Below are 22,392 nucleotides of genomic sequence, written 5' to 3'. Positions count from 1 at the left end.
AAGTTTTTAGAAAGAGTCATATGTAAGCATAATAAGGAAGAAAAGTTGATTTTTTATTTCTAAAAACTGTATATTGAAGAGGAATATTCCTATATACGTAAAGGAGGGCTATAAATGAAACTAATGGAACAACAATTACATGAGCTAGGTGGTTTGCGAGTACATATTATTCCAACTGATAAATATAAAACAAATACCTTTGTATTTCGTTTTAAAGCACCTTTAAATGAGGACACGGTGACAGAGCGTGCCTTATTGCCATACGTATTGCAAAGCGCGACAGAAAAATTGCCTTCTGTAATTCGTCTTCGTCAATATCTAGAAGAATTATACGGGTCTTCTTTAGCGGTAGATGTAAGTAAAAAAGGTGAAGACCATATTATCTCCATTTATGTAGACATTGCAAATGAAATATATTTACACGATGCACCACAGTTATTTGAAAAAGCGCTTTCTATGTTATCGGATATTGTTTTACACCCGGCAACGGAAGGGAATGGTTTTCTACCTTCTATCGTAGAAAGTGAAAAAAGAGCGCTCTTACAGCGAATTGAAGCTACTTATGATGATAAAATGCGTTATGCAAACGAGCGTTTAATTGAAGAAATGTGTGAAGTAGAACCGTATCGATTAAGTGCGAATGGAAAAAAAGAGAGTGTTACTTCTATTACAAATGAAAGTTTGTATCAATATTATCAAAAAGTGTTAGCGGAAGATGAAATGGATCTTTATATTATTGGTGATATTTCAGAAAACGCAGTGGAACTTGTAAGTAAGTATTTTTCTATTTCAGCGCGTCCTGCGAAAGAAAGAAATGTACTACTTCATAAGCGAAATAATGAAGAAAAAGAAGTTGTTGAAAAACAAGAATTAAAACAAAGTAAACTACACATTGGTTATCGTACGTTTGTCACGTATAAAGATGAAGATTATTTCGCGTTGCAATTGTTCAATGGACTATTTGGAGGCTTCTCTCATTCGAAGTTATTCGTAAATGTCCGTGAAAAAAATAGTTTAGCGTATTATGCAGCATCGCGTTTTGAAAGTCATAAAGGCTTATTGTTCGTTATGTCAGGGATTGAAGCGAAAAATTATGAAAAAGCAGTTGAGATTATTAAAGAACAAATGCTTGCAATGCAAAACGGAGATTTTTCTGAAGAAGAAATGCACCAAACAAAAAGTGTCATTCAAAATCAAATATTAGAGGCGATTGATACACCGCGTGGATTTGTAGAAATGCTGTATCATGGGGTTATTTCAGATCGTACACGTCCAGTTGAAGAATGGCTTACAGGTATAGAAAGTGTGACGAAAGAAGAAATTGTGAAAGTTGCTAAAAATATTGAACTAGATACAATTTACTTTTTACATGGAACGGAGGGAGAATAAATGGAAAAGATTGTTTATGAGCAATTAAAAGAAACGCTCTATTATGAAAAGCTTCCTAATGGATTAGATGTATATATTTTGCCGAAGCAAGGGTTTAATAAAACATTTGCAACGTTTACGACGAAATATGGTTCTGTGGATAATACATTTGTACCCTTAGGAAAAGAGGAAATGATTCGTGTACCTGATGGAATTGCTCATTTTCTTGAGCATAAATTGTTTGAAAAAGAAGATCATGATGCTTTTCAATTATTTAGTAAACAGGGTGCTTCGGCAAATGCTTTTACATCCTTCACACGAACAGCATACCTTTTTTCATGCACATCAAATGTAGAGCGAAATTTGAATACATTGTTAAACTTCGTACAAGAGCCTTACTTCTCTGAAAAAACAGTTGAAAAAGAGAAGGGGATTATCGGGCAAGAAATTCAAATGTATCAAGATAATCCGGATTGGCGTTTATACTTTGGATTAATTGATAGTTTATTCGTTAAACATCCAATTAAGATTGATATTGCGGGGACGATTGAATCTATTAGTAAAATTACAAAAGACTTACTATATGAGTGCTATGAAACATTTTATCATCCGAGCAATATGTTATTATTTGTTGTTGGTGCAATTGATCCAGAGAAAACAATGGATTTAGTACGTGAAAATCAAGCGAAAAAAGATTATAAAAACCAATCAGAAATTGTACGTTCATTTGAAGAGGAACCAGATGAGGTAAATGAAAAGAAAAAAATTATTTCAATGCCTGTGCAAACACCGAAATGTTTAGTTGGTATTAAAGCAACAAATTTAAAAGAAAGAGGGCAAGCTCTTTTAAAACAAGAAATTGCACTTACCTTACTTTTAGATTATCTATTTGGAAAAAGTTCCGTTCATTATGAATCTTTATATAATGAGGGTCTTATTGATGATTCGTTCTCGTATGACTATACGGAAGAGAATAACTTCGGTTTTGCAATGGTTGGCGGTGATACAAAGCGACCTGATGAATTGGCAGAGCGTTTGAAAGATATTTTATTAAAAACAAATTATGATCAATTAGATGAGGCGGCATTAGAACGAGTGAAGAAAAAGAAAATTGGTGGCTTTTTACGCTCGCTAAATTCACCGGAATATATTGCAAATCAGTTTACACGGTATGCATTTAATGAATCTAGCTTGTTTGATGCATTGACTGTATTGGAAGGACTGACCGTTCAAGACTTACAAGAAGTAGCGGAATTATTATTATCAGAAGAAAAAATGAGTGTTTGTCAGGTTTTACCGAAAAAATAAAATTATATAGATACCCTCATCTTATCATTGATAAATTGTAAGATGAGGGTATTATTTAGTTGTATGAAAAATGAGCTTGTAGAGATAAGAGAGGGAATTTATGAAAAAGTATGCATTAGTAACTGGAGGGAGCGGAGGGATTGGCTCTGCTATTTCAAAACAATTAATTCAGGATGGATATACAGTATATGTTCATTACAATAAAAGGGAAGAGAAGGTAAATGAGTTACAGAAGGAATGGGGTGAAGTGATTCCTATTCAAGCGAATTTAGCTTCTAGTGATGGAGCAGGGCAATTGTGGGAACAAATTGAACACCCCATTGATGTTATCGTATACGCAGCTGGAAAGAGTATCTTTGGATTAGTAACAGACGTAACAAACGATGAATTGGATTATATGGTGGAACTTCAAGTGAAGAGTGTATATAAACTGCTTTCAATGGCACTTCCATCTATGATTGGGAGGAGAAGTGGTAATATTGTAATTGTTTCGTCTATATGGGGGCAAATAGGTGCTTCTTGTGAAGTACTATATTCAATGGTAAAGGGAGCTCAAAATTCTTACGTGAAAGCTTTAGCGAAGGAGGTTTCTTTAAGTGGATTACGTGTGAATGCAGTAGCACCAGGTGCAATTGAAACCGAAATGTTAAGTGTCTTTTCTGAAGAAGATAAAATTGGAATTGCTGAAGACATACCACTAGGTAGAATAGGTTTACCGGAAGAGGTAGCAAAAACAGTTTCATTTCTCGTATCACCAGGTGCATCTTACATAACTGGACAAATTATCGGAGTGAATGGCGGTTGGCATTGCTAAAAAAATTCTTACATAAAAAATAAAAAAATGTACAAATTAAGCATGATTCTATTACTCAATAGTGAGGTGCTTAAATATGTCAGTGTTAGAAAACTTTGATCAGTGGAAGAGCTTTTTAGGAGAGCGTTTAGAACAAGCTCAAGGAAAAGGGCTTGATGGTGGTGCGGTGTCAGATATGGCATTTCGTGTTGGCGATTATTTAGCAAATGAAGTAGAAGCGCGAAACGATCAAGAAAAATTATTGGCTGGGCTTTGGCAAGTTGCTGATGAACAAGAGCAACATACAATCGCAAATTTAATGGTGAAGTTTGTACAACATAAGTAAAAATAGAGAGGAGATTCTCCTCTCTATTTTTTTTGTATAATAATTACACGGGATAGATTATACATTTAGCTTCCCTATTAAGGCGAAATCATATAATATAGTACGTAGGTGTAAAGTAAGCAAGGGGAGTGATCTTGGATGATTGAATGGTATTTTGAATATGAAATACATAAAAACCGACCTGGCTTACTTGGTGACGTTTCTTCGTTAATCGGTATGCTCGGCATTAATATTGTCACAATTAATGGTGTAGATAATGCACGACGTGGGCTATTGCTTATGTGTGATAATCAAGAGCAAATTTCTAGGCTTGAATCAATTTTAAATACGATGGATAACATAACGGTAACGAAATATCGTCCGCCAAAGCTAAGGGATAAGCTAGCAGTTAGACATGGTAGGTACATACAACGAGATGCAGATGACAAGAAAACATTTCGTTTTGTGCGTGATGAATTAGGATTACTTGTAGACTTTATGGCGGAGATAATGAAAAAAGAAGGCCATAAGCTAATTGGGATACGAGGAATGCCTCGTGTCGGAAAAACAGAATCCATTGTTGCCGCAAGTGTTTGTGCAAATAAAAGATGGTTATTTGTATCATCTACTCTTATTAAGCAAACTGTTCGTAGTCAATTGATTGAAGATGAGTATAGCGACGACAATATTTTCATCCTAGATGGAATTGTGTCAACAAAGCGTGCCAACGAAAGGCATTGGCAGCTCGTTCGTGAAATTATGAGATTGCCTGCAACGAAAGTTGTGGAACATCCTGATGTATTTGTAAGTCAGTCAGAATATACATTGGATGATTTTGATTATATTATCGAGTTGCGTAACGATTATGATGAAGAAATTCAATATAATTTAGTAGATGAAATTGAGCAAGGTACGCAAAATAATTTCTCTATGTTTGACTTTTAAAGAAATATTGAGGTGTTAGTAGTGACAGAATTAGGACAAAAGCTGAAAGAAGCAAGAGGAACGAAAGGCTTGTCTATTGATCAGCTGCATGAGATTACAAAAATTCAAAAACGCCATTTAGTAGCGATTGAAGAAGGCAATTATGATGTATTGCCAGGAGCTTTTTATGCGCGTGCATTCATTAAACAATACGCAGATGCGGTTGGATTAAATGGAGAGGAACTGCTTGTAGAATATCAGAGTACGATACCACAATCTGAAAATCGTGAAGTCCCACAAGTATCAACAGGACAAAAAACACAAGAAACAATGCAAAAATCTTCATCATTGCCAATTGCAGATCATATGCCGAAAATCTTAATTGCGTTGTTAGTAATTGCATTTGGAGTTGTAGTTTGGTTTGTTATTCAAGCATTATCTGGAAAAGATGATGGACAAGTCCCGAATGCTCAAAGTGAGAAAATTGAAGTTCAAAAAGCAAAAAATTCTCCGCTAGATACGAATAAAGATGAAGCGAAAGCGGAAGAACCGAAAAAAGATGAACCAAAGAAAGAAGAGCCAAAGAAAGAAGAGCCAAAGAAAGAGGAAAAACCAGAGCAACCAACTGGACAACAAGAAGTGAAGGTAGTTGGAACGAGTGGTAAAGTATCTACTTTGGAAATTCATAATAATAAAACATTAGAACTGGAAATTTCAGCGAAGGGTACAAGCTATGTAGATGTTAAAGATGATGCGGGTAACGAAGTTCTAAACGCTACAGTGCAAAGTGGTCAAACAGAAAAACGTGATTTATCAACAGCAAAAGAAGTGCGTCTTAATATTGGAAGTGCACCTAATGTTGAAATTAAACTGAATGGCCAAGTGGTTCCTTTCCCGTTAGATCCTGAAAAAGAATATCACCAAAGATTGGTGATAAAAAACCAAGGGATAGGGCAACCTGCACAATAACAGTCATCGCTTCGATGACTTTTTTCAATGAACAAATGTTTTTGATATGATGGAGGAATAGTTGTGAATTTACCAAACAAAATTACAATATCTAGAATCTGCTTAATTCCAATTTTTATGGTAATTATGTTAGCGCCTTTTAACTGGGGCTCATTTACAATTGGCGATGTTGATTTGCCAATTCAACATTTAGTAGGGGCACTTATCTTTATCGTTGCTTCAGCTACAGATTGGATCGATGGACATTACGCAAGAAAGTATAATCTTGTAACAAATTTAGGGAAATTCCTTGACCCGTTAGCGGATAAATTACTTGTTTCGGCAGCACTTATCACATTAGTAGAGATGCAATACGTACCTGCTTGGATTGTTATTATAATTATAAGCCGTGAGTTTGCGGTGACAGGTTTACGCCTTGTGCTTGCTGGAACAGGGGAAGTAGTTGCAGCAAATCAGCTAGGGAAAATTAAGACATGGACACAGATTATTGCGATTGCAGCGTATTTACTACATGATGTACCATTAAATTTACTTCATATTCCAGTTGCGGATATCTTCATTTGGATTGCATTAATCTTTACCGTGATTTCAGGATGGGATTATTTCTGGAAAAATAAATCTGCTTTTGTAAACTCAAAATAGAAGTTTATGGGGGAATTAGGATGAATGCTGAGATTATTGCGGTTGGAACTGAATTATTACTTGGACAAATTGCAAATACAAATGCCCAGTTTTTATCTGAAAAGTTAGCTTTAATCGGAATTAACGTGTACCACCATACTGTTGTTGGTGATAATAACAAGCGATTACAGAAGGCAATTGAAGTTGCTGAAGAACGCGCTGATATGCTCATTTTTACAGGTGGATTAGGACCAACAAAAGATGATTTAACGAAAGAAACAATAGGGTCTAGCTTAGGTGAAGAGCTTGTATATAATGAAAAGGCATTAACTTCAATAAGTGAATATTTTAAACGTACAGGCCGTGAATTTACAGAGAACAATAAAAAGCAAGCGCTTGTTTTAAGTGGATCAACTGTGTTTGCGAATGATCATGGTATGGCGCCTGGCATGGGATTAAATAAGAACGGAAAAGTTTATATTTTATTACCAGGACCACCGAAAGAAATGAAACCGATGTATGTAAGTTACGTAGAGCCTTTTTTACGTAACTTTACAACAGGGGAAAATATATATTCTCGTGTTCTTCGCTTCTTCGGTATTGGGGAATCGCAATTAGAGGTGAAGATTCAGGATTTAATTGATGGACAAAGGAACCCAACAATCGCGCCACTCGCAAATGATGGAGAGGTAACATTACGTTTAACTGCTAAACATCATAATACAGATGAGGCAGAGAAATTAATTCAGCATGTGGAAGATTTGATTTTAGAAAGAGTAGGAGAGTTTTTCTATGGATATGACCAAGCCTTCCTTCATTACAAGGCAATAGAGTTATTGAAGAGAAAAGAGTTGACTTTAGCATGTGCAGAAAGTTTAACAGGTGGTCTTTTCGGAAATCAAGTAACAGAAAATGCTGGTGTTTCTTCAGTATTTAAAGGCGGTGTCATTTGTTATCATAATGATGTGAAGCAACAAATTTTACGTGTGCCTGAAGAAGTGTTACGTACTGATGGTGCAGTTAGTAAAGAATGTGCCCGTTATCTTGCTGAAAATGTTAAGGAATTATTAAAAGCAGATATCGGAATTAGTTTCACTGGGGTTGCAGGACCAGACGCTTCAGAACATAAACAGCCGGGAACAGTATTTGTTGGGTTGGCGATGAAGGATGAACCGACTGTAGTCTTTCCTCTTAATTTAAGTGGGAGTCGTCAACAAATTAGGGAACGCTCAGCGAAATATGGATTTTATCATTTATATAAAAAGCTAGAAGAGATATAAGTTTCTTCTAGCTTTTTATTATGGTTAAATTCAGTTTTATTTGCTGGAAAATAAAAAATCGAATAAATGTTCGATTTTTGTTGGCAAATTGAATTGAAAATAGGTATAATAAGATTAGCAATTCAGTTAAGGAGGAATTTTGAATGAGTGATCGTCAAGCGGCATTAGATATGGCGTTAAAACAAATAGAGAAGCAATTCGGTAAAGGTTCAATTATGAAATTAGGAGAACAAGCGGAGCGTAGAGTTTCTACAGTTTCGAGTGGTTCTTTAGCACTTGATGTGGCATTAGGGGTAGGTGGATATCCACGTGGCCGTATTATTGAAATTTACGGACCTGAGAGTTCAGGTAAAACAACAGTTTCATTACATGCAATTGCAGAAGTACAGCGTCAAGGTGGACAAGCTGCATTTATCGATGCAGAGCATGCAATGGACCCTGTATATGCACAAAAATTAGGTGTTAACATCGATGAATTACTATTATCACAACCTGATACAGGGGAGCAAGGACTTGAAATCGCAGAAGCACTTGTACGAAGTGGCGCAGTGGACATTATCGTAATTGACTCTGTAGCAGCTCTTGTACCGAAAGCAGAGATCGAAGGAGACATGGGTGACTCACACGTAGGTTTACAAGCACGTTTAATGTCACAGGCACTTCGTAAGCTTTCAGGTGCAATCAATAAATCAAAAACAATCGCAATCTTTATTAACCAAATTCGTGAAAAGGTTGGGGTTATGTTCGGAAATCAACTACAAGTTGCTTAATCGTAAAGATTAAGGAGTTTACTATGGGTTTCCCTTGCTAGTGATAGCCTGTTAAAAAACCTTGTGAACCTTATTGCCTAAGGGTGTAACTATTCATATAGTTGCTAACGGTGAAGCCCGCCATTGTTTAGGGTAATACCGTGCCAAGCTCCATAGTTATATGGGGAAGGTGTAGAGACTACCGAAAAGGACTTTTTGTTAACTGAGTAGGGTACGGCAGAAGATAGGCTACTGCTGGAAGTGCAAGGCTCTCTGTAAAGAGATGAAGAGATAGTCCGGACTATAGAGATGGAAAATCTATAGATAGTGCCAGAAACAACTCCAGGTGGTCGTGCGTTGAAATTCTATTCAACGGTTCGTCTTGAAGTGCGTCGTGCGGAGCAGTTAAAGCAAGGTAACGACATCGTTGGTAATAAAACAAAAGTAAAAGTAGTTAAAAATAAAGTAGCACCACCATTCCGTGTTGCTGAAGTTGATATTATGTACGGAGAGGGTATCTCAAGAGAAGGTGAAATCTTAGATATGGCTTCTGAACTAGATATCGTTCAAAAGAGTGGTGCTTGGTACTCTTATAATGAAGAACGCTTAGGACAAGGTCGTGAAAATTCGAAGCAGTTCTTAAAAGAAAATACAGATTTAAGAGAAGAAATTGCCTTCTTTATTCGTGAGCATCACGGAATTAGTGAAGATTCTGGTGTTGAAGGAGCGGAAGATTCAACTCTTCTTGATTAAAAAATAAAAGACACGATTTCGTGTCTTTTATTTTTTTACCCTCTATTAAAGTGGTGTATACTTCAATGGATAAAATATTTCTTTTGCCTCAAGTAGGATGTATAAAGAGGAATATTCATATGTTTTAAGTAAATGGAATGATATTTACTAAGGTTTTCCAGGATAATATGCTATCTATTTTCAAATTCTGATAACATTCAGGGCTGAAGGTAAAGAAAGTAAAAGTAGACAACGCTTGACAATGAAAATTGCGATAGATACAATGAGAATGTATATTTTTTCTTATATACGATACACTCTTCTCAAGAAGAGAAGTAATATTCGGAGTAAGGTTTAAATCTTGCCGAAATAATAATATGACATTTTAATTGTGAAATGAAGAAAGTCCCTTAAAAAAGCGGGACGACGGTCTTTGCTGTACGTTGCAATTCAATGTACATGCCGACAGTCTTTTTTCATTCATAGCAAGGGGAGGTGAAATCATGACGAGTACAGTTTGGATACTCATCTCCATTTTGCTTGCAACAGTCGGTGCAGTTGTTGGCTTTTTTGTTCGAAAGTCTATTGCTGAAGCGAAGATTAATGGTGCAGCTAATGAAGCGAAACGTATTCTAGACGAAGCGAATCGTGAGGCTGAGGCAATTAAGAAAGAAGCGCTTTTAGAAGCAAAGGATGAAATTCATACACTTCGTACAGAAGCTGAATTAGAAATTCGTGACCGTAGAAGCGAATTACAAAAACAAGAAAATCGTTTGATGCAAAAAGAAGAGAACCTTGATCGTAAAGACGAAACGCTCGATAAACGCGAGCAGCAGTTAGAAAAGAAAGAGGATTCTCTTGTAGCGAGACAACAACAGATTGAAGAGTTGGAAAGCAAAGTGGGAGAGTTAGTTCAAAAGCAACAAACAGAATTAGAGCGCATTTCCAATCTGACACGCGAACAAGCGAAAGCAATTATTCTTGGTAAAGTAGAAAGTGAAGTTTCTCATGAAATCGCTGTTATGGTAAAAGAAAGTGAAGTTCGCGCGAAAGAAGAAGCGGATAAGAAAGCAAAAGAGATTTTATCTCTTGCAATGCAAAGATGTGCAGCTGATCATGTTGCTGAAACAACCGTTTCGGTTGTAAATCTTCCAAATGACGAAATGAAGGGACGTATTATCGGACGTGAAGGTCGTAATATTCGTACGCTAGAAACGTTAACAGGTATTGATCTGATTATCGATGATACACCAGAAGCGGTAATCCTTTCTGGATTCGACCCAATTCGTCGTGAAACAGCTCGTATCGCTCTTGATAAACTAGTACAGGACGGACGTATTCACCCAGCGCGTATTGAAGAGATGGTCGAAAAATCAAGACGTGAAGTGGACGAGTATATTCGCGAAGTCGGAGAGCAAACAACGTTTGAAGTGGGTGTTCACGGATTACATCCAGATTTAATTAAGATTTTAGGTCGTTTAAAATACCGTACAAGTTACGGACAAAACGTCTTAAAACACTCTATGGAAGTTGCATATTTAACTGGACTTATGGCAGCGGAGCTTGGTGAGGATGAAAAACTAGCAAGACGTGCAGGTCTATTACATGATATCGGAAAAGCGATTGATCATGAAGTAGAAGGTAGCCACGTTGAAATTGGTGTTGAACTCGCGACGAAATATAAAGAGCATCCTGTAGTTATAAACAGTATTGCATCTCACCATGGTGACACAGAACCAACTTCTATCATTGCAGTTTTAGTTGCAGCAGCAGATGCATTATCAGCTGCAAGACCGGGAGCTCGTAGTGAAACGCTTGAAAACTACATTCGTCGTCTTGAAAAGTTAGAAGAGATTTCAGAGTCTTATGAAGGCGTTGAAAAATCATTCGCAATTCAAGCAGGACGTGAAGTTCGTATTCTGGTAAAACCAGATACAATTGATGACTTAGAAGCTCATCGTTTAGCTCGTGATATTCGAAAACGTATTGAAAATGAACTGGATTACCCAGGACATATTAAAGTAACTGTTATTCGTGAAACACGTGCAGTGGAATACGCAAAATAAAGTGGTGAAACACCACTTTATTTTTTTGTGTTGGAATTGGATAAAATAAAGAAAATTAGTTATACCTAGCATATAAGTGAAACAAACTTATAATAAACATATTGTAAGGAAATCGCTTGAAGCTATAGTAATAAAAAATGCAGTACATAGAAAGGGTAAGACATATGAGAATATTATTTGTTGGGGATGTAGTAGGATCTCCTGGTAGAGGTATGATTCAACAATACGTACCGGCATTAAAGAAAAAATATACACCTACAGTAACAATCATTAATGGAGAAAACGCAGCAGGTGGACGTGGTATTACAGAAAAAATATATCGAAACTTTTTAGAGTGCGGGGCACAAGCGGTTACGCTTGGAAACCATGCTTGGGATAATCGGGAAGTATTCGAATTTATCGATGATGCAAAATATCTTGCAAGACCAGCTAACTTCCCAGAAGGAACGCCAGGAAAAGGACTTATCTTTGTGAACTGTAATGGAACAGAAGTTGCAGTTATTAACTTACAAGGACGTACTTTCCTTCCTCCGATTGATTGTCCATTTCGTAAAGTGGATGAATTAATTAACATTGCGAAAAAACGTACGAATATTATCTTTATTGATTTTCATGCTGAAACGACAAGTGAAAAACAAGCGCTAGGCTGGTATGTAGATGGTCGTGCTACAGCGGTAGTAGGTACACATACGCATGTTCCTACAGCAGATAATCGTATTTTACCAAGCGGAACGGCATATATTACAGATGTTGGTATGACAGGACCGTATGATGGAATATTAGGTATGGATCGAGAAGCAGTATTGAAGAAGTTTTTAACAAACTTACCAGTACGATTTGAAGTAACAAATGGAAGAACACAATTAAGTGCAGTGCTAATTGATGTGGATCCGAATACAGGAAAAGCAAAGAAAATTGAGCGCATTTTAATTAATGACGATCAACCATTTTTTGAGTAAATCTCTATAAAAATTTAGATAAGTTATTATATTTTAATTTTTTAGAAAAATTACAGAAATTTAGCAGGAATACGCGCCATTCCTCGTGAATATAAGTTAAAGTGAAATAATTGCTAATACTTTTTAAAGAAACGAGGAGGAAACGCGGAATGGAAATATTAAAAGTTAAAGCAACGTCGGTCCCTAATTCTGTAGCTGGTGCACTTGCAGGTGTTATTCGCGAACGCGGAACAGCAGAAATTCAAGCTATTGGTGCAGGTGCATTGAACCAAGCGGTAAAGGCAGTAGCAATTGCAAGAGGATTTGTAGCGCCTAGTGGTTTGGACCTGATTTGTATCCCAGCGTTTACAGATATTATGATTGATGGCGAAGAGCGTACAGCAATAAAATTAATTGTAGAACCTCGTTAAGTTTAAACAACCTGTTTGCAGTATGCAAACAGGTTGTTTTTATAATGGAGGAATGAAAATGAAAATTTTTGATGCTCATTGTGATGTACTCTTTCAGTTATGGAGCGCACAGGGAAAAAAGAATTTTAAAAACGATTCAAAATTACATATTACATTGGAACAATTAAAGAAAAGAAAAGGAAGTATACAATGTTTTGCTGTATATGTGCCAGAAACAGTAGCATATGAAAAACGTTTTGAATATGCATTACAAATGATAGATATTTTTTATAATGAAATTTTATCGCTACCAGGTGTGAAGTTTATCCGAACGAAAGAGGATATAAATAGGTTAAAACAGGACGAGGTTGGAGCGCTATTAACATTAGAAGGATGCGAAGCAATCGGAAAAGAAGCGATGAAATTACGTTTGTTTTATCGGTTAGGTGTACGTTCTTTTGGATTAACATGGAATTATGCTAATTTGTTAGCTGATGGGGCGCTAGAGACACGTGGAGCAGGTCTAACTACTTTTGGTAGACAAATTGTACAAGAGCTTAATACATTGCATTTATGGACCGACCTATCACACTTAAATGAGAGTAGTTTTTGGGATGTTATAGAAATTGCTAATAACCCTATTGCATCTCACTCAAATTGTTATAAACTGTGCGAGCATCCGCGCAATTTAAATGAGGAACAAATTAAAGCTCTTATAAAGCGAAATAGCATGATCGGTGTCACTTTCGTACCTCAGTTTCTAACGAGTGAAAGACAAGCGAATATAACAGATATAGTAAAACATATTGAATATATTTGTTCGTTAGGTGGAGAAAACAATATAGGATTTGGTTCAGATTTTGATGGAATTTTAGAAACGGTTGTAAATGTATCAGCGTATAGGGATTATGAAAATGTAGTTAATGAGCTTTATAAACACTATGCTGCATCTACTGTAGAACGATTTTTATATGATAATTTTGTCGAACATATAAGTTTCTGAATTTTGTTTTAAAAATTCAGAAAAATTAAAGTGAATTCATCTGATTTTATTGCATTTTTTAAGACCTAATACTAGAATGAAAAACGAAATAGCATTATACTAAAGATTCAGGGAAATCAGAAGAGGCATAATTTGCGTCCGTTGTAGTTTATTTGCATAAAAAATGCTAAACTAATACTGTAAAAAAATACACTACAATGAATGCAGCCAAAAGGGGTGTAGGAGATGATTAGTCAACTTTCATGGAAAGTTGGAGGCCAACAAGGTGAAGGAATTGAAAGTACAGGGGAAATCTTCTGTATAGCATTAAACCGATTAGGATATTACCTATACGGTTACCGCCACTTCTCATCACGTATAAAAGGCGGCCATACAAATAATAAAATTCGCGTAAGTACAACAGAAGTACGCGCGATCTCAGATGACTTAGATATTTTAATTGCTTTTGATCAAGAAACAATTGATTTTAACTTTCACGAACTACGTCCAGGAGGAATTGTAGTTGCGGATGCGAAATTTAATCCAACTATACCTGACAATGCAGATGTAAATCTATATGTAATACCGTTTACAGATATTGCCTCGGAATTAGGCACATCATTAATGAAAAATATGGTGGCTGTTGGGGCATCAAGTGCGGTATTAGGATTAGATGAAACAGCTTATTTAGAGGTAGTTGAAGAGATCTTCGGTCGTAAAGGAGAGCAAGTCGTTCAAAAGAATATGGAAGCAATTAAACGCGGCTCTCAATATATGAAAGAATTGCTAGGTGAGAAAGTAAACATGATGCAGCTTGAAAAAGCTGATGGTAAAAAGCGCATGTTTATGATTGGAAACGATGCAATCGCATTTGGTGCGGTAGCTGGTGGCGCTCGTTTCATGTCTGCATATCCAATCACACCTGCATCTGAAATTATGGAATACTTAATTAAAAAATTACCGAAAGTCGGCGGAACAGTAATCCAAACTGAGGATGAAATCGCAGCTTGTACAATGGCAATCGGTGCAAACTATGCTGGTGTTCGTACATTAACAGCATCTGCTGGTCCGGGTCTTTCATTAATGATGGAAGCGATCGGTTTAGCAGGTATTACAGAAACACCATTAGTGATTGTTGATACACAACGTGGTGGTCCAAGTACGGGATTACCAACGAAACAAGAGCAGTCTGATTTAATGGCGATGATTTACGGTACGCATGGTGAAATTCCGAAAATCGTAATGGCACCAAGTACAGTTGAAGAAGCGTTCTATGACATTGTAGAAGCATTTAACTTATCTGAAGAATATCAAGTACCTGTTATTTTCTTAACAGATTTACAGCTTTCTTTAGGAAAACAAACTGTAGAACCACTTAAATTAGATAAAGTGGAAATTCGTCGTGGTAAGCTTGATTTAGAAGTAGAATTACCAGAGCGTGAAAATAAAGCATACTTCAAGCGTTATGAAGTAACAGAAGATGGTGTTTCGCCACGTGTTTTACCTGGTATGAAAAATGGTGTTCACCATGTTACAGGTGTAGAGCATGATGAAACTGGTAAACCATCTGAATCAGCAATAAACCGTAAAGATCAAATGGACAAACGTTTCCGTAAAATGGAGAACTTGAAGTTTAATACCCCTGTTTATAAAAATGTTAAGCATGAAGAAGCAGACGTATTGCTTGTTGGATTTAACTCAACTCGTGGTGCGATCGAAGAGGCAATGGCGCGTTTAGAACAAGAGGGTATGAAAATAAACCATGCTCATGTGCGTTTAATTCACCCATTCCCGAAAGCTGAAATCGATCCACTTGTGAAAAAAGCGAAGCGTGTTGTGGTTGTAGAAAACAACGCAACTGGTCAGCTTGCTAACATTATGAAAATGAATCTTGGTAATGGTGAGAAAATTTCTAGTCTTTTAAAATATGACGGAAACCCATTCTTGCCGAAAGAGATTTACAACGAATGCAAAAAAGGGGTTGTATTAAATGGCAACATTTAAGGACTTTCGTAACAGTGTAAAACCAAACTGGTGCCCAGGTTGCGGAGACTTCTCGGTGCAAGCTGCAATTCAACGTGCGGCAGCTAATGTTGGCTTAAATCCAGATGAACTCGCTGTTATTTCTGGTATTGGCTGTTCAGGTCGTATTTCAGGTTATATTAATTCATATGGTGTGCATAGTATTCATGGTCGTGCCCTTCCAATTGCACAAGGTGTGAAAATGGCAAATCGTGATTTAACAGTTATCGCATCAGGTGGTGACGGCGATGGATTTGCGATTGGTATGGGACATACAATCCATTCTATTCGTCGTAACATTGACATTACGTATATCGTAATGGATAACCAAATTTACGGATTAACAAAAGGTCAAACTTCACCACGTAGTGAAGCTGGATTTAAAACGAAAAGTACACCACAAGGTTCAATTGAACCATCACTAAATGTTATGGAAATGGCTTTAACAGCTGGAGCGACATTTGTGGCGCAAAGCTTTTCAAGTGATTTAAAAGAATTAACACAAATTATTGAAGCTGGTATTAACCATAAAGGATTTTCATTAATTAACGTATTTAGTCCATGTGTTACTTATAATAAAGTAAATACGTATGATTGGTTCAAAGAGAACTTAACGAAACTAAGTACAGTAGAGGGATATGATCCATCTAATCGCATGATGGCTATGCAAACATTAATGGAAAATAACGGCTTAGTAACAGGTTTAATTTATCAAAATACTGAGCAACCATCGTATCAAGAACTTGTAAAAGGCTATAGTGAAAAACCTTTAGTGCAATCTGATTTAAACATGGATCAGAAAATGTTCGATGAGCTTGTTGCTGAATTTATGTAACGGTTAAAAGGTTGCCATTTGGCAGCCTTTTTTATTGAATGAAAAATACAGGATAGTTTTATTTACTTAGAAAATTCAGAATGGTAAAATAATATACAAATCGTTGTATGAAAATGGCAAGTTCATTGCTTATGAAATGTAAGATAAGATAGGGCCTCTTTCTTGTAAAAATTGGCTAAACGCTTCATACTATGGTAATGTGTATAGGGATAAAGCAATATGCTTTTCAATAGGACAAAAAGAAATAATAAAGTGAAACTTTAATCAGTGGGGGGGGTGTCCATCCCCCGCTGATTATTAGTTGAACCAATCGGGCATTTAGGGGCAGTTATCTCCCGCCTACCTTCCTCGCATTCGCCGAATTTTGAGGTGGGAGTCTTACTGCCCGCAAATAGCGGGATAAAAGGGAATGTCTATTTGTGTGGGGAAGGCTTCATTCTTATAGATGATTAGATTGATTACTCAAGTTTCAAAGGACAAGTTATCTCTCAAGCTATCTAAACATTTTTGAGATGGGTCTAAGCACATTTAAATGGACTATAGAGTGTGTATAGTTAAGGGTGAAAGGAGATTACCGATGAACGAGCAACAACGATTAGCAAGTCAACAAGCAAATTCCTCTACGAAAAAAGAAGAGAAAGATTATAGTAAATACTTTGAAAGTGTATATCAGCCACCTTCTTTGAAAGATGCGAAAAAGCGCGGGAAAGAAGAAGTTAAAATTGAACGGGATTTTGGCTTACCTGAAGAGTTCCGCAATTTTGGATCAGGAAGAAAGTTTTACATTCGTACATATGGTTGTCAAATGAATGAGCATGATACAGAAGTAATGGCTGGGATTTTTACAGCGCTTGGGTATGAGCCTACATTTTCAACAGAAGATGCAGATGTAATTTTATTAAATACTTGTGCAATTCGTGAAAACGCTGAAAATAAAGTGTTCGGTGAACTTGGTCATTTAAAATCATTAAAACGTAGAAATCCGGACCTTTTAATTGGTGTATGTGGTTGTATGTCTCAAGAGGAATCTGTTGTAAATAAAATCATGCAAAAAAATCAGCATGTAGATATGGTATTTGGTACGCATAACATTCATAGATTACCGTACATTTTAAAAGATGCAATGTTCTCGAAGGAGACAGTAGTTGAAGTTTGGTCAAAAGAAGGAGACGTAATTGAAAACCTTCCGAAAGTACGTCGTGGTGATATTAAAGCGTGGGTAAATATTATGTATGGCTGTGATAAGTTCTGTACATATTGTATTGTACCGTATACACGCGGAAAAGAGCGAAGCAGACGTCCAGAAGATATTATTCAAGAGATTCGTCATTTAGCTGCGAATGGTTATAAAGAAATTACGCTACTTGGGCAGAACGTAAATGCATATGGTAAAGACTTTGAAGATTTAGAATACGGTCTTGGCGATTTAATGGACGAGCTCCGTAAAGTTGATATTGCCCGTATTCGTTTTACAACGAGTCATCCACGTGATTTTGATGATCATTTAATTGAAGTACTTGGAAAAGGTGGAAACTTAGTAGAACATATTCACTTACCAGTTCAATCTGGTAGCACAGATATGCTAAAAATTATGGCGCGTAAATATTCACGTGAGCATTATTTAGAGCTTGTACGAAAAATTAAAGAAACGATTCCGAATGCAGTATTAACAACGGATATTATCGTTGGCTTCCCAAATGAAACAGATGAGCAATTTGAAGAAACGATGTCGTTATATCGTGAAGTAGAATTTGATACTGCATTTACATTTATTTATTCCCCGCGTGAAGGTACACCAGCTGCAAAAATGAAAGATAATGTACCGATGGAAGTGAAAAAAGAACGTCTTCAACGCTTAAATACACTAGTAAATGAGTTGGCAATTGAAAAGAATAATCGTTATAAAGGTCAAATTGTAGAAGTGTTAGTTGATGGGGAAAGTAAAAATAACCCGGAAGTACTTGCAGGTTATACTCGTACGAATAAACTTGTAAACTTCGTTGCGCCAAAATCTTTAATTGGTCAGCTTGTGAAAGTAAAAGTAACGGAAGCAAAAACTTGGTCTCTTAACGGGGAATTAGTTGAAGAGCCGATTGAGGTGAAATAATAGATGAAAGTATATACGAAAGACGAAATTGTTGAGCAAGCGAAAGAATTAGCAAAAATGATTTCTGAAACAGAAGAGGTCGACTTCTTTAAACGAGCAGAGGCACAAATTCATAAAAATGAAAATGTAAAACGTGCTATTGATGAAATTAAAACATTGCAAAAACAAGCAGTAAACTTGCAACATTACGGGAAATGGGAAGCTTTGAAAAAAGTTGAAGCTGAAATTGATGCATTACAAGATAAGTTAGACAATATTCCAGTAGTACAAGAATTTAAATCTTCACAAACATACGTAAATGACTTACTACAGTTAGTTGCTAGTACGATTTCTAACAATGTAACGGATGAAATATTAATTTCAACTGGTGGCGACGTATTGAAGGGTGAAACTGGCGCAGCGGTAGAAAGTAAAAAAGGAAATTGTGGTTGTTAAAGAGATGTCATATCGACATCTCTTTTTTTACTATATTAAACGTAAGTTCTTCTCAAAAAAAGAATGACACATTCCGCTATTGTCACGCATATGATTAAGTGAATAGTGATTGAGGAGGGTTACGAATGTCCGAATTTAGAGAGATTATTACAAAAGCAGTGGTTGGAAAAGGACGTAAGTATACAAAGTCAACGCATACATGTGAATCGAATAATGAGCCAACAAGTATTTTAGGGTGCTGGGTAATTAACCACTCGTACGAAGCGAGAAAGAATGGAAAGCATGTAGAAATTGAAGGTTTCTATGATGTCAACACTTGGTATTCATTTGATGGCAATACAAAGACTGAAGTTGTAACAGAACGTGTTAACTATACTGATGAAGTCAGCATTGGTTACCGTGATAAAAACTTTTCTGGTGACGATTTAGAAATTATAGCTCGTGTCATTCAGCCGCCAAATTGTTTAGAAGCTCTTGTATCGCCAAACGGTAATAAAATTGTTGTGACTGTAGAACGTGAATTTGTAACAGAAGTAGTTGGAGAAACGAAAATTTGTGTAAGTGTAAATCCTGAAGGTTGTGTAGAATCAGATGATGATTTCCAAGTCGATGATGATGAGTTTGAAGAGTTAGATCCAAACTTTATCGTTGACGCAGAAGAAGAGTAATAGAAAGCTAGGGAGAAGTTCTTCCTAGCTTTTTACTTTACATAAGTGGTGCGGAATAAATATGATTCATTATGAAATGTGCTATAATGAGGAAAGACTCCTGAAATAGGAGATATGGGTGTCCGTGAAGTGTGACATATATGAAAATAGATTATTATGTAAGAATTATGGAGGAAAAAATGGTGCAATATACCCCTATGATACAGCAATACTTAAAGGTCAAGGCAGACTATCAAGATGCCTTTTTATTTTTTCGCTTAGGCGATTTTTATGAAATGTTCTTTGAAGATGCGGTTAAGGCAGCTCATGAACTTGAAATTACATTAACGAGTCGAGATGGTGGTAGTAGTGAACGTATACCGATGTGTGGTGTACCGTATCATGCGGCGAAAAACTATATTGAACAACTTGTTGAAAAAGGATATAAAGTAGCCGTTTGTGAGCAAGTAGAAGACCCTAAAACGGCTAAAGGTGTAGTACGCCGTGAAGTCGTGCAATTAATTACGCCAGGAACGATGATGGAAGGGCGTACAATAGATGAGAAAGAGAATAACTTTCTAGCAGCGTTAACGCATTTTGAAGATGGATCTTATGCTTTAGCTTGTAATGATTTAACGACTGGACAAAATACAGTAACGTTATTAACAGGTTCAGTAGAAGATATTTTATTAGAAGTGTATGCAACTGGCTCAAAAGAAATTGTTGTAGATTCTACATTTTCTAAAGATGAACTAAACAAGTTAACTGAAACGTTAAAAATGACGATTTCATATGAAGATGTAACAACGATTCCAGAAGGATTAGAACACCTTGTGAAAAATGTTTCGCAAGCAAAATTAATTAAAGCGATTGGTCGCTTATTTAACTATGTGTTAAGAACGCAAAAACGTTCGTTAGATCATTTACAACCAGTAGAAATTTACTACACAAATCAATTTATGAAAATTGATGTGCACTCAAAACGAAATTTAGAGTTAACTGAGACTCTTCGCACAAAAGAAAAGACAGGTTCATTATTATGGCTATTAGATAAAACGAAAACAGCTATGGGTGGCCGTATGTTAAAACAGTGGATGGAACGCCCACTTATACAGAAAGAAAGAATTGAAGAGCGTTTAGAAATGGTTGAAACATTTGTAAATGATTACTTCTTACGTGAAGATTTAAAAGAAAAGTTAAAAGAAGTATATGATTTAGAGCGTCTAGCAGGAAAAGTTGCGTATGGTAGTGTAAATGCGCGAGACTTATTACAGTTAAGACGTTCATTACTTCAAGTACCAGCTATTTTAGAAGCGATTAGTTTGTTAGATAATGCTTATGCGGCACAATTAATTCAAGGAGCAGATCCATGTGAAAGCTTAACAGAGTTATTAGGAAGAAGTATTCAAGAAAACCCGCCGCTTTCGATTAAAGATGGAGATATTATTAAAGATGGTTATAATGACAAGCTCGATCAATATCGCTATGTGAGCAAAAACGGAAAAACGTGGATTGCTGAGCTTGAAAAACGAGAGCGTGATATTACAGGAATTAAATCGTTAAAGATTGGTTACAATCGTATTTTCGGTTATTACATTGAAGTAACGAAAGCAAATCTTGCAGCACTTCCAGAAGGGCGCTATGAGCGTAAACAGACGCTTGCTAATGCTGAACGTTTCATTACAGACGAACTGAAAGAAAAAGAAACGTTAATTCTAGAAGCGGAAGAGAAAATTGTACAACTAGAATACGATTTATTTACAACACTTCGTGAAGAAGTAAAAGTATTCATTCCGAAATTACAACATTTAGCGAAAGTCATTAGTGAACTAGACGTACTGCAAAGCTTTGCGACAGTAAGTGAAGAAGAACAGTTTGTAAAACCTGTTTTAACAACGAAGCGCGAAATCTTTATTAAAGATGGTCGCCATCCTGTCGTTGAAAAAGTATTGAACGGGAAATTGTATGTACCAAATGATTGTATTATGCCAGAGAATATGGATGTCTTTTTAATTACAGGACCGAACATGTCTGGTAAAAGTACGTATATGAGACAATTAGCACTTGTAACGGTCATGTCGCAAATCGGTTGTTTCGTACCAGCAACAGAAGCAGTATTACCTGTATTTGACCAAATCTTTACGAGAATTGGTGCAGCGGATGATTTAATTTCAGGTCAAAGTACATTTATGGTAGAAATGTTAGAAGCGAAAAATGCAATTGCAAATGCATCAGAAAGAAGTTTAATTTTATTCGATGAAATTGGACGCGGTACATCTACGTATGATGGTATGGCGCTTGCACAAGCAATCATTGAACATATTCATGACCAAATTGGTGCGAAAACGTTATTCTCTACACATTATCATGAATTAACAGTGTTAGAAGAAAGCTTAGACCAATTGAAAAATGTACACGTTTCAGCTATTGAAGAGAATGGGAAAGTAGTGTTCCTTCATAAAATTCAAGATGGAGCAGCTGATAAAAGTTACGGAATTCACGTTGCACAACTTGCGGAGCTTCCAGATAGCTTAATCGCTCGTGCGAAAGAAGTGTTAGCACAACTAGAAGGACAAGAAGAAATTATTATTCCAAAGCGTGCAGAAGTGCAAGTACAAGAAGTTATTCCAGAACCTGTAGTTGTAAAAGAAGAACAAGCAGAAATAAAAGAAGCGAAAGTAGAGACTGAAGAAGAATCACAACTATCTTTCTTTGGTGCAGAACAGTCTTCGAAAAAACAAGACAAGTCAGTTTTAGATGCAAAAGAAACGGCAGTACTAGCGCAAATTAAAAAAATTGATTTACTTGATATGACACCTTTAGAAGCGATGAACGAACTCTATCGCTTGCAGAAAAAGTTAAAGAAAGGATGAGTAAGTAG

The 22,392-nt window shown here is 36.3% G+C and carries 18 protein-coding genes and 2 pseudogenes; all 20 read left to right on the top strand.

Going from position 1 to position 22,392, the window contains the following annotated elements:
• Window positions 1-114 precede the first annotated feature (114 nt).
• The 20 genes and pseudogenes from yfmF (at window position 115) to mutS (ending at window position 22,384) form a co-directional block, all read left to right on the top strand.
• On the top strand, window positions 115-1,389 hold the full coding sequence (gene yfmF, locus ACQKNR_RS01565; RefSeq protein ID WP_427314894.1) for an EF-P 5-aminopentanol modification-associated protein YfmF: 1,275 nt from the start codon (window positions 115-117) through the stop codon (window positions 1,387-1,389).
• Window positions 1,390-2,676 carry an EF-P 5-aminopentanol modification-associated protein YfmH gene (yfmH, locus tag ACQKNR_RS01560; RefSeq protein ID WP_427314892.1) on the top strand — a complete coding sequence of 429 codons (1,287 nt, stop codon included), beginning with the start codon at window positions 1,390-1,392 and terminating at the stop codon, window positions 2,674-2,676.
• Window positions 2,677-2,776: 100 nt separating this feature from the next.
• Window positions 2,777-3,490 carry an elongation factor P 5-aminopentanone reductase gene (gene ymfI, locus ACQKNR_RS01555; protein WP_427314891.1) on the top strand — a complete coding sequence of 238 codons (714 nt, stop codon included), beginning with the start codon at window positions 2,777-2,779 and terminating at the stop codon, window positions 3,488-3,490.
• Window positions 3,491-3,566: 76 nt separating this feature from the next.
• Window positions 3,567-3,815, top strand: coding sequence for a DUF3243 domain-containing protein (locus tag ACQKNR_RS01550; RefSeq protein WP_427314889.1), 249 nt, complete (start codon window positions 3,567-3,569; stop codon window positions 3,813-3,815).
• A gap of 138 nt (window positions 3,816-3,953) precedes the next feature.
• Window positions 3,954-4,739 carry a DUF3388 domain-containing protein gene (locus tag ACQKNR_RS01545; protein ID WP_000574107.1) on the top strand — a complete coding sequence of 262 codons (786 nt, stop codon included), beginning with the start codon at window positions 3,954-3,956 and terminating at the stop codon, window positions 4,737-4,739.
• Window positions 4,740-4,760: 21 nt separating this feature from the next.
• A complete protein-coding gene (locus tag ACQKNR_RS01540) occupies window positions 4,761-5,687 on the top strand; it encodes a helix-turn-helix domain-containing protein (RefSeq protein WP_427314888.1) in 927 nt (308 codons plus the stop codon).
• 63 nt (window positions 5,688-5,750) lie between these two features.
• Complete coding sequence (gene pgsA, locus ACQKNR_RS01535; protein ID WP_427314886.1) at window positions 5,751-6,329, top strand: CDP-diacylglycerol--glycerol-3-phosphate 3-phosphatidyltransferase; 579 nt, start codon at window positions 5,751-5,753, stop codon at window positions 6,327-6,329.
• 20 nt (window positions 6,330-6,349) lie between these two features.
• On the top strand, window positions 6,350-7,588 hold the full coding sequence (locus ACQKNR_RS01530) for a competence/damage-inducible protein A (protein ID WP_427314884.1): 1,239 nt from the start codon (window positions 6,350-6,352) through the stop codon (window positions 7,586-7,588).
• A gap of 143 nt (window positions 7,589-7,731) precedes the next feature.
• Window positions 7,732-8,340 (top strand): annotated as a pseudogene (recA, locus tag ACQKNR_RS01525) (recombinase RecA); the annotation flags it as partial.
• A gap of 327 nt (window positions 8,341-8,667) precedes the next feature.
• Window positions 8,668-9,090: pseudogene (locus ACQKNR_RS01520) on the top strand (recombinase RecA); the annotation flags it as partial.
• A gap of 482 nt (window positions 9,091-9,572) precedes the next feature.
• On the top strand, window positions 9,573-11,135 hold the full coding sequence (gene rny, locus ACQKNR_RS01515) for a ribonuclease Y (RefSeq protein ID WP_427314882.1): 1,563 nt from the start codon (window positions 9,573-9,575) through the stop codon (window positions 11,133-11,135).
• A gap of 164 nt (window positions 11,136-11,299) precedes the next feature.
• Window positions 11,300-12,094 carry a TIGR00282 family metallophosphoesterase gene (locus ACQKNR_RS01510; RefSeq protein WP_003199419.1) on the top strand — a complete coding sequence of 265 codons (795 nt, stop codon included), beginning with the start codon at window positions 11,300-11,302 and terminating at the stop codon, window positions 12,092-12,094.
• A 149-nt stretch (window positions 12,095-12,243) separates the two neighbouring features.
• A complete protein-coding gene (gene spoVS / locus ACQKNR_RS01505) occupies window positions 12,244-12,504 on the top strand; it encodes a stage V sporulation protein SpoVS (protein WP_000404341.1) in 261 nt (86 codons plus the stop codon).
• Window positions 12,505-12,526: 22 nt separating this feature from the next.
• On the top strand, window positions 12,527-13,486 hold the full coding sequence (locus tag ACQKNR_RS01500) for a dipeptidase (protein ID WP_427314880.1): 960 nt from the start codon (window positions 12,527-12,529) through the stop codon (window positions 13,484-13,486).
• A gap of 225 nt (window positions 13,487-13,711) precedes the next feature.
• Window positions 13,712-15,469: a 2-oxoacid:acceptor oxidoreductase subunit alpha gene (locus tag ACQKNR_RS01495; protein WP_427314878.1), complete on the top strand. Its 1,758-nt coding sequence runs from the start codon at window positions 13,712-13,714 to the stop codon at window positions 15,467-15,469.
• Window positions 15,456-16,322: a 2-oxoacid:ferredoxin oxidoreductase subunit beta gene (locus ACQKNR_RS01490; RefSeq protein ID WP_427314876.1), complete on the top strand. Its 867-nt coding sequence runs from the start codon at window positions 15,456-15,458 to the stop codon at window positions 16,320-16,322. Before ACQKNR_RS01495 ends, ACQKNR_RS01490 begins: the two co-directional genes overlap by 14 nt.
• Before the next feature lie 577 nt (window positions 16,323-16,899).
• Window positions 16,900-18,429 (top strand): tRNA (N6-isopentenyl adenosine(37)-C2)-methylthiotransferase MiaB, encoded by a 1,530-nt coding sequence (miaB, locus tag ACQKNR_RS01485; protein WP_427314874.1) that lies wholly within the window; start codon window positions 16,900-16,902, stop codon window positions 18,427-18,429.
• 3 nt (window positions 18,430-18,432) lie between these two features.
• Entirely contained in the window at window positions 18,433-18,864 is a 432-nt protein-coding gene (locus ACQKNR_RS01480) for a RicAFT regulatory complex protein RicA family protein (RefSeq protein ID WP_427314872.1), read from the top strand.
• Window positions 18,865-18,989: 125 nt separating this feature from the next.
• Window positions 18,990-19,532: an outer spore coat protein CotE gene (cotE, locus tag ACQKNR_RS01475; protein WP_140970731.1), complete on the top strand. Its 543-nt coding sequence runs from the start codon at window positions 18,990-18,992 to the stop codon at window positions 19,530-19,532.
• Window positions 19,533-19,711: 179 nt separating this feature from the next.
• Window positions 19,712-22,384 (top strand): DNA mismatch repair protein MutS, encoded by a 2,673-nt coding sequence (mutS, locus tag ACQKNR_RS01470; protein WP_427314870.1) that lies wholly within the window; start codon window positions 19,712-19,714, stop codon window positions 22,382-22,384.
• Window positions 22,385-22,392: the final 8 nt, after the last annotated feature.

It is taken from the genome of Bacillus sp. NPDC094077 (assembly GCF_050279465.1).
Classification (GTDB): Bacteria; Bacillota; Bacilli; order Bacillales; family Bacillaceae_G; genus Bacillus_A.
This window is presented reverse-complemented; position numbering and strand designations above follow the sequence as displayed.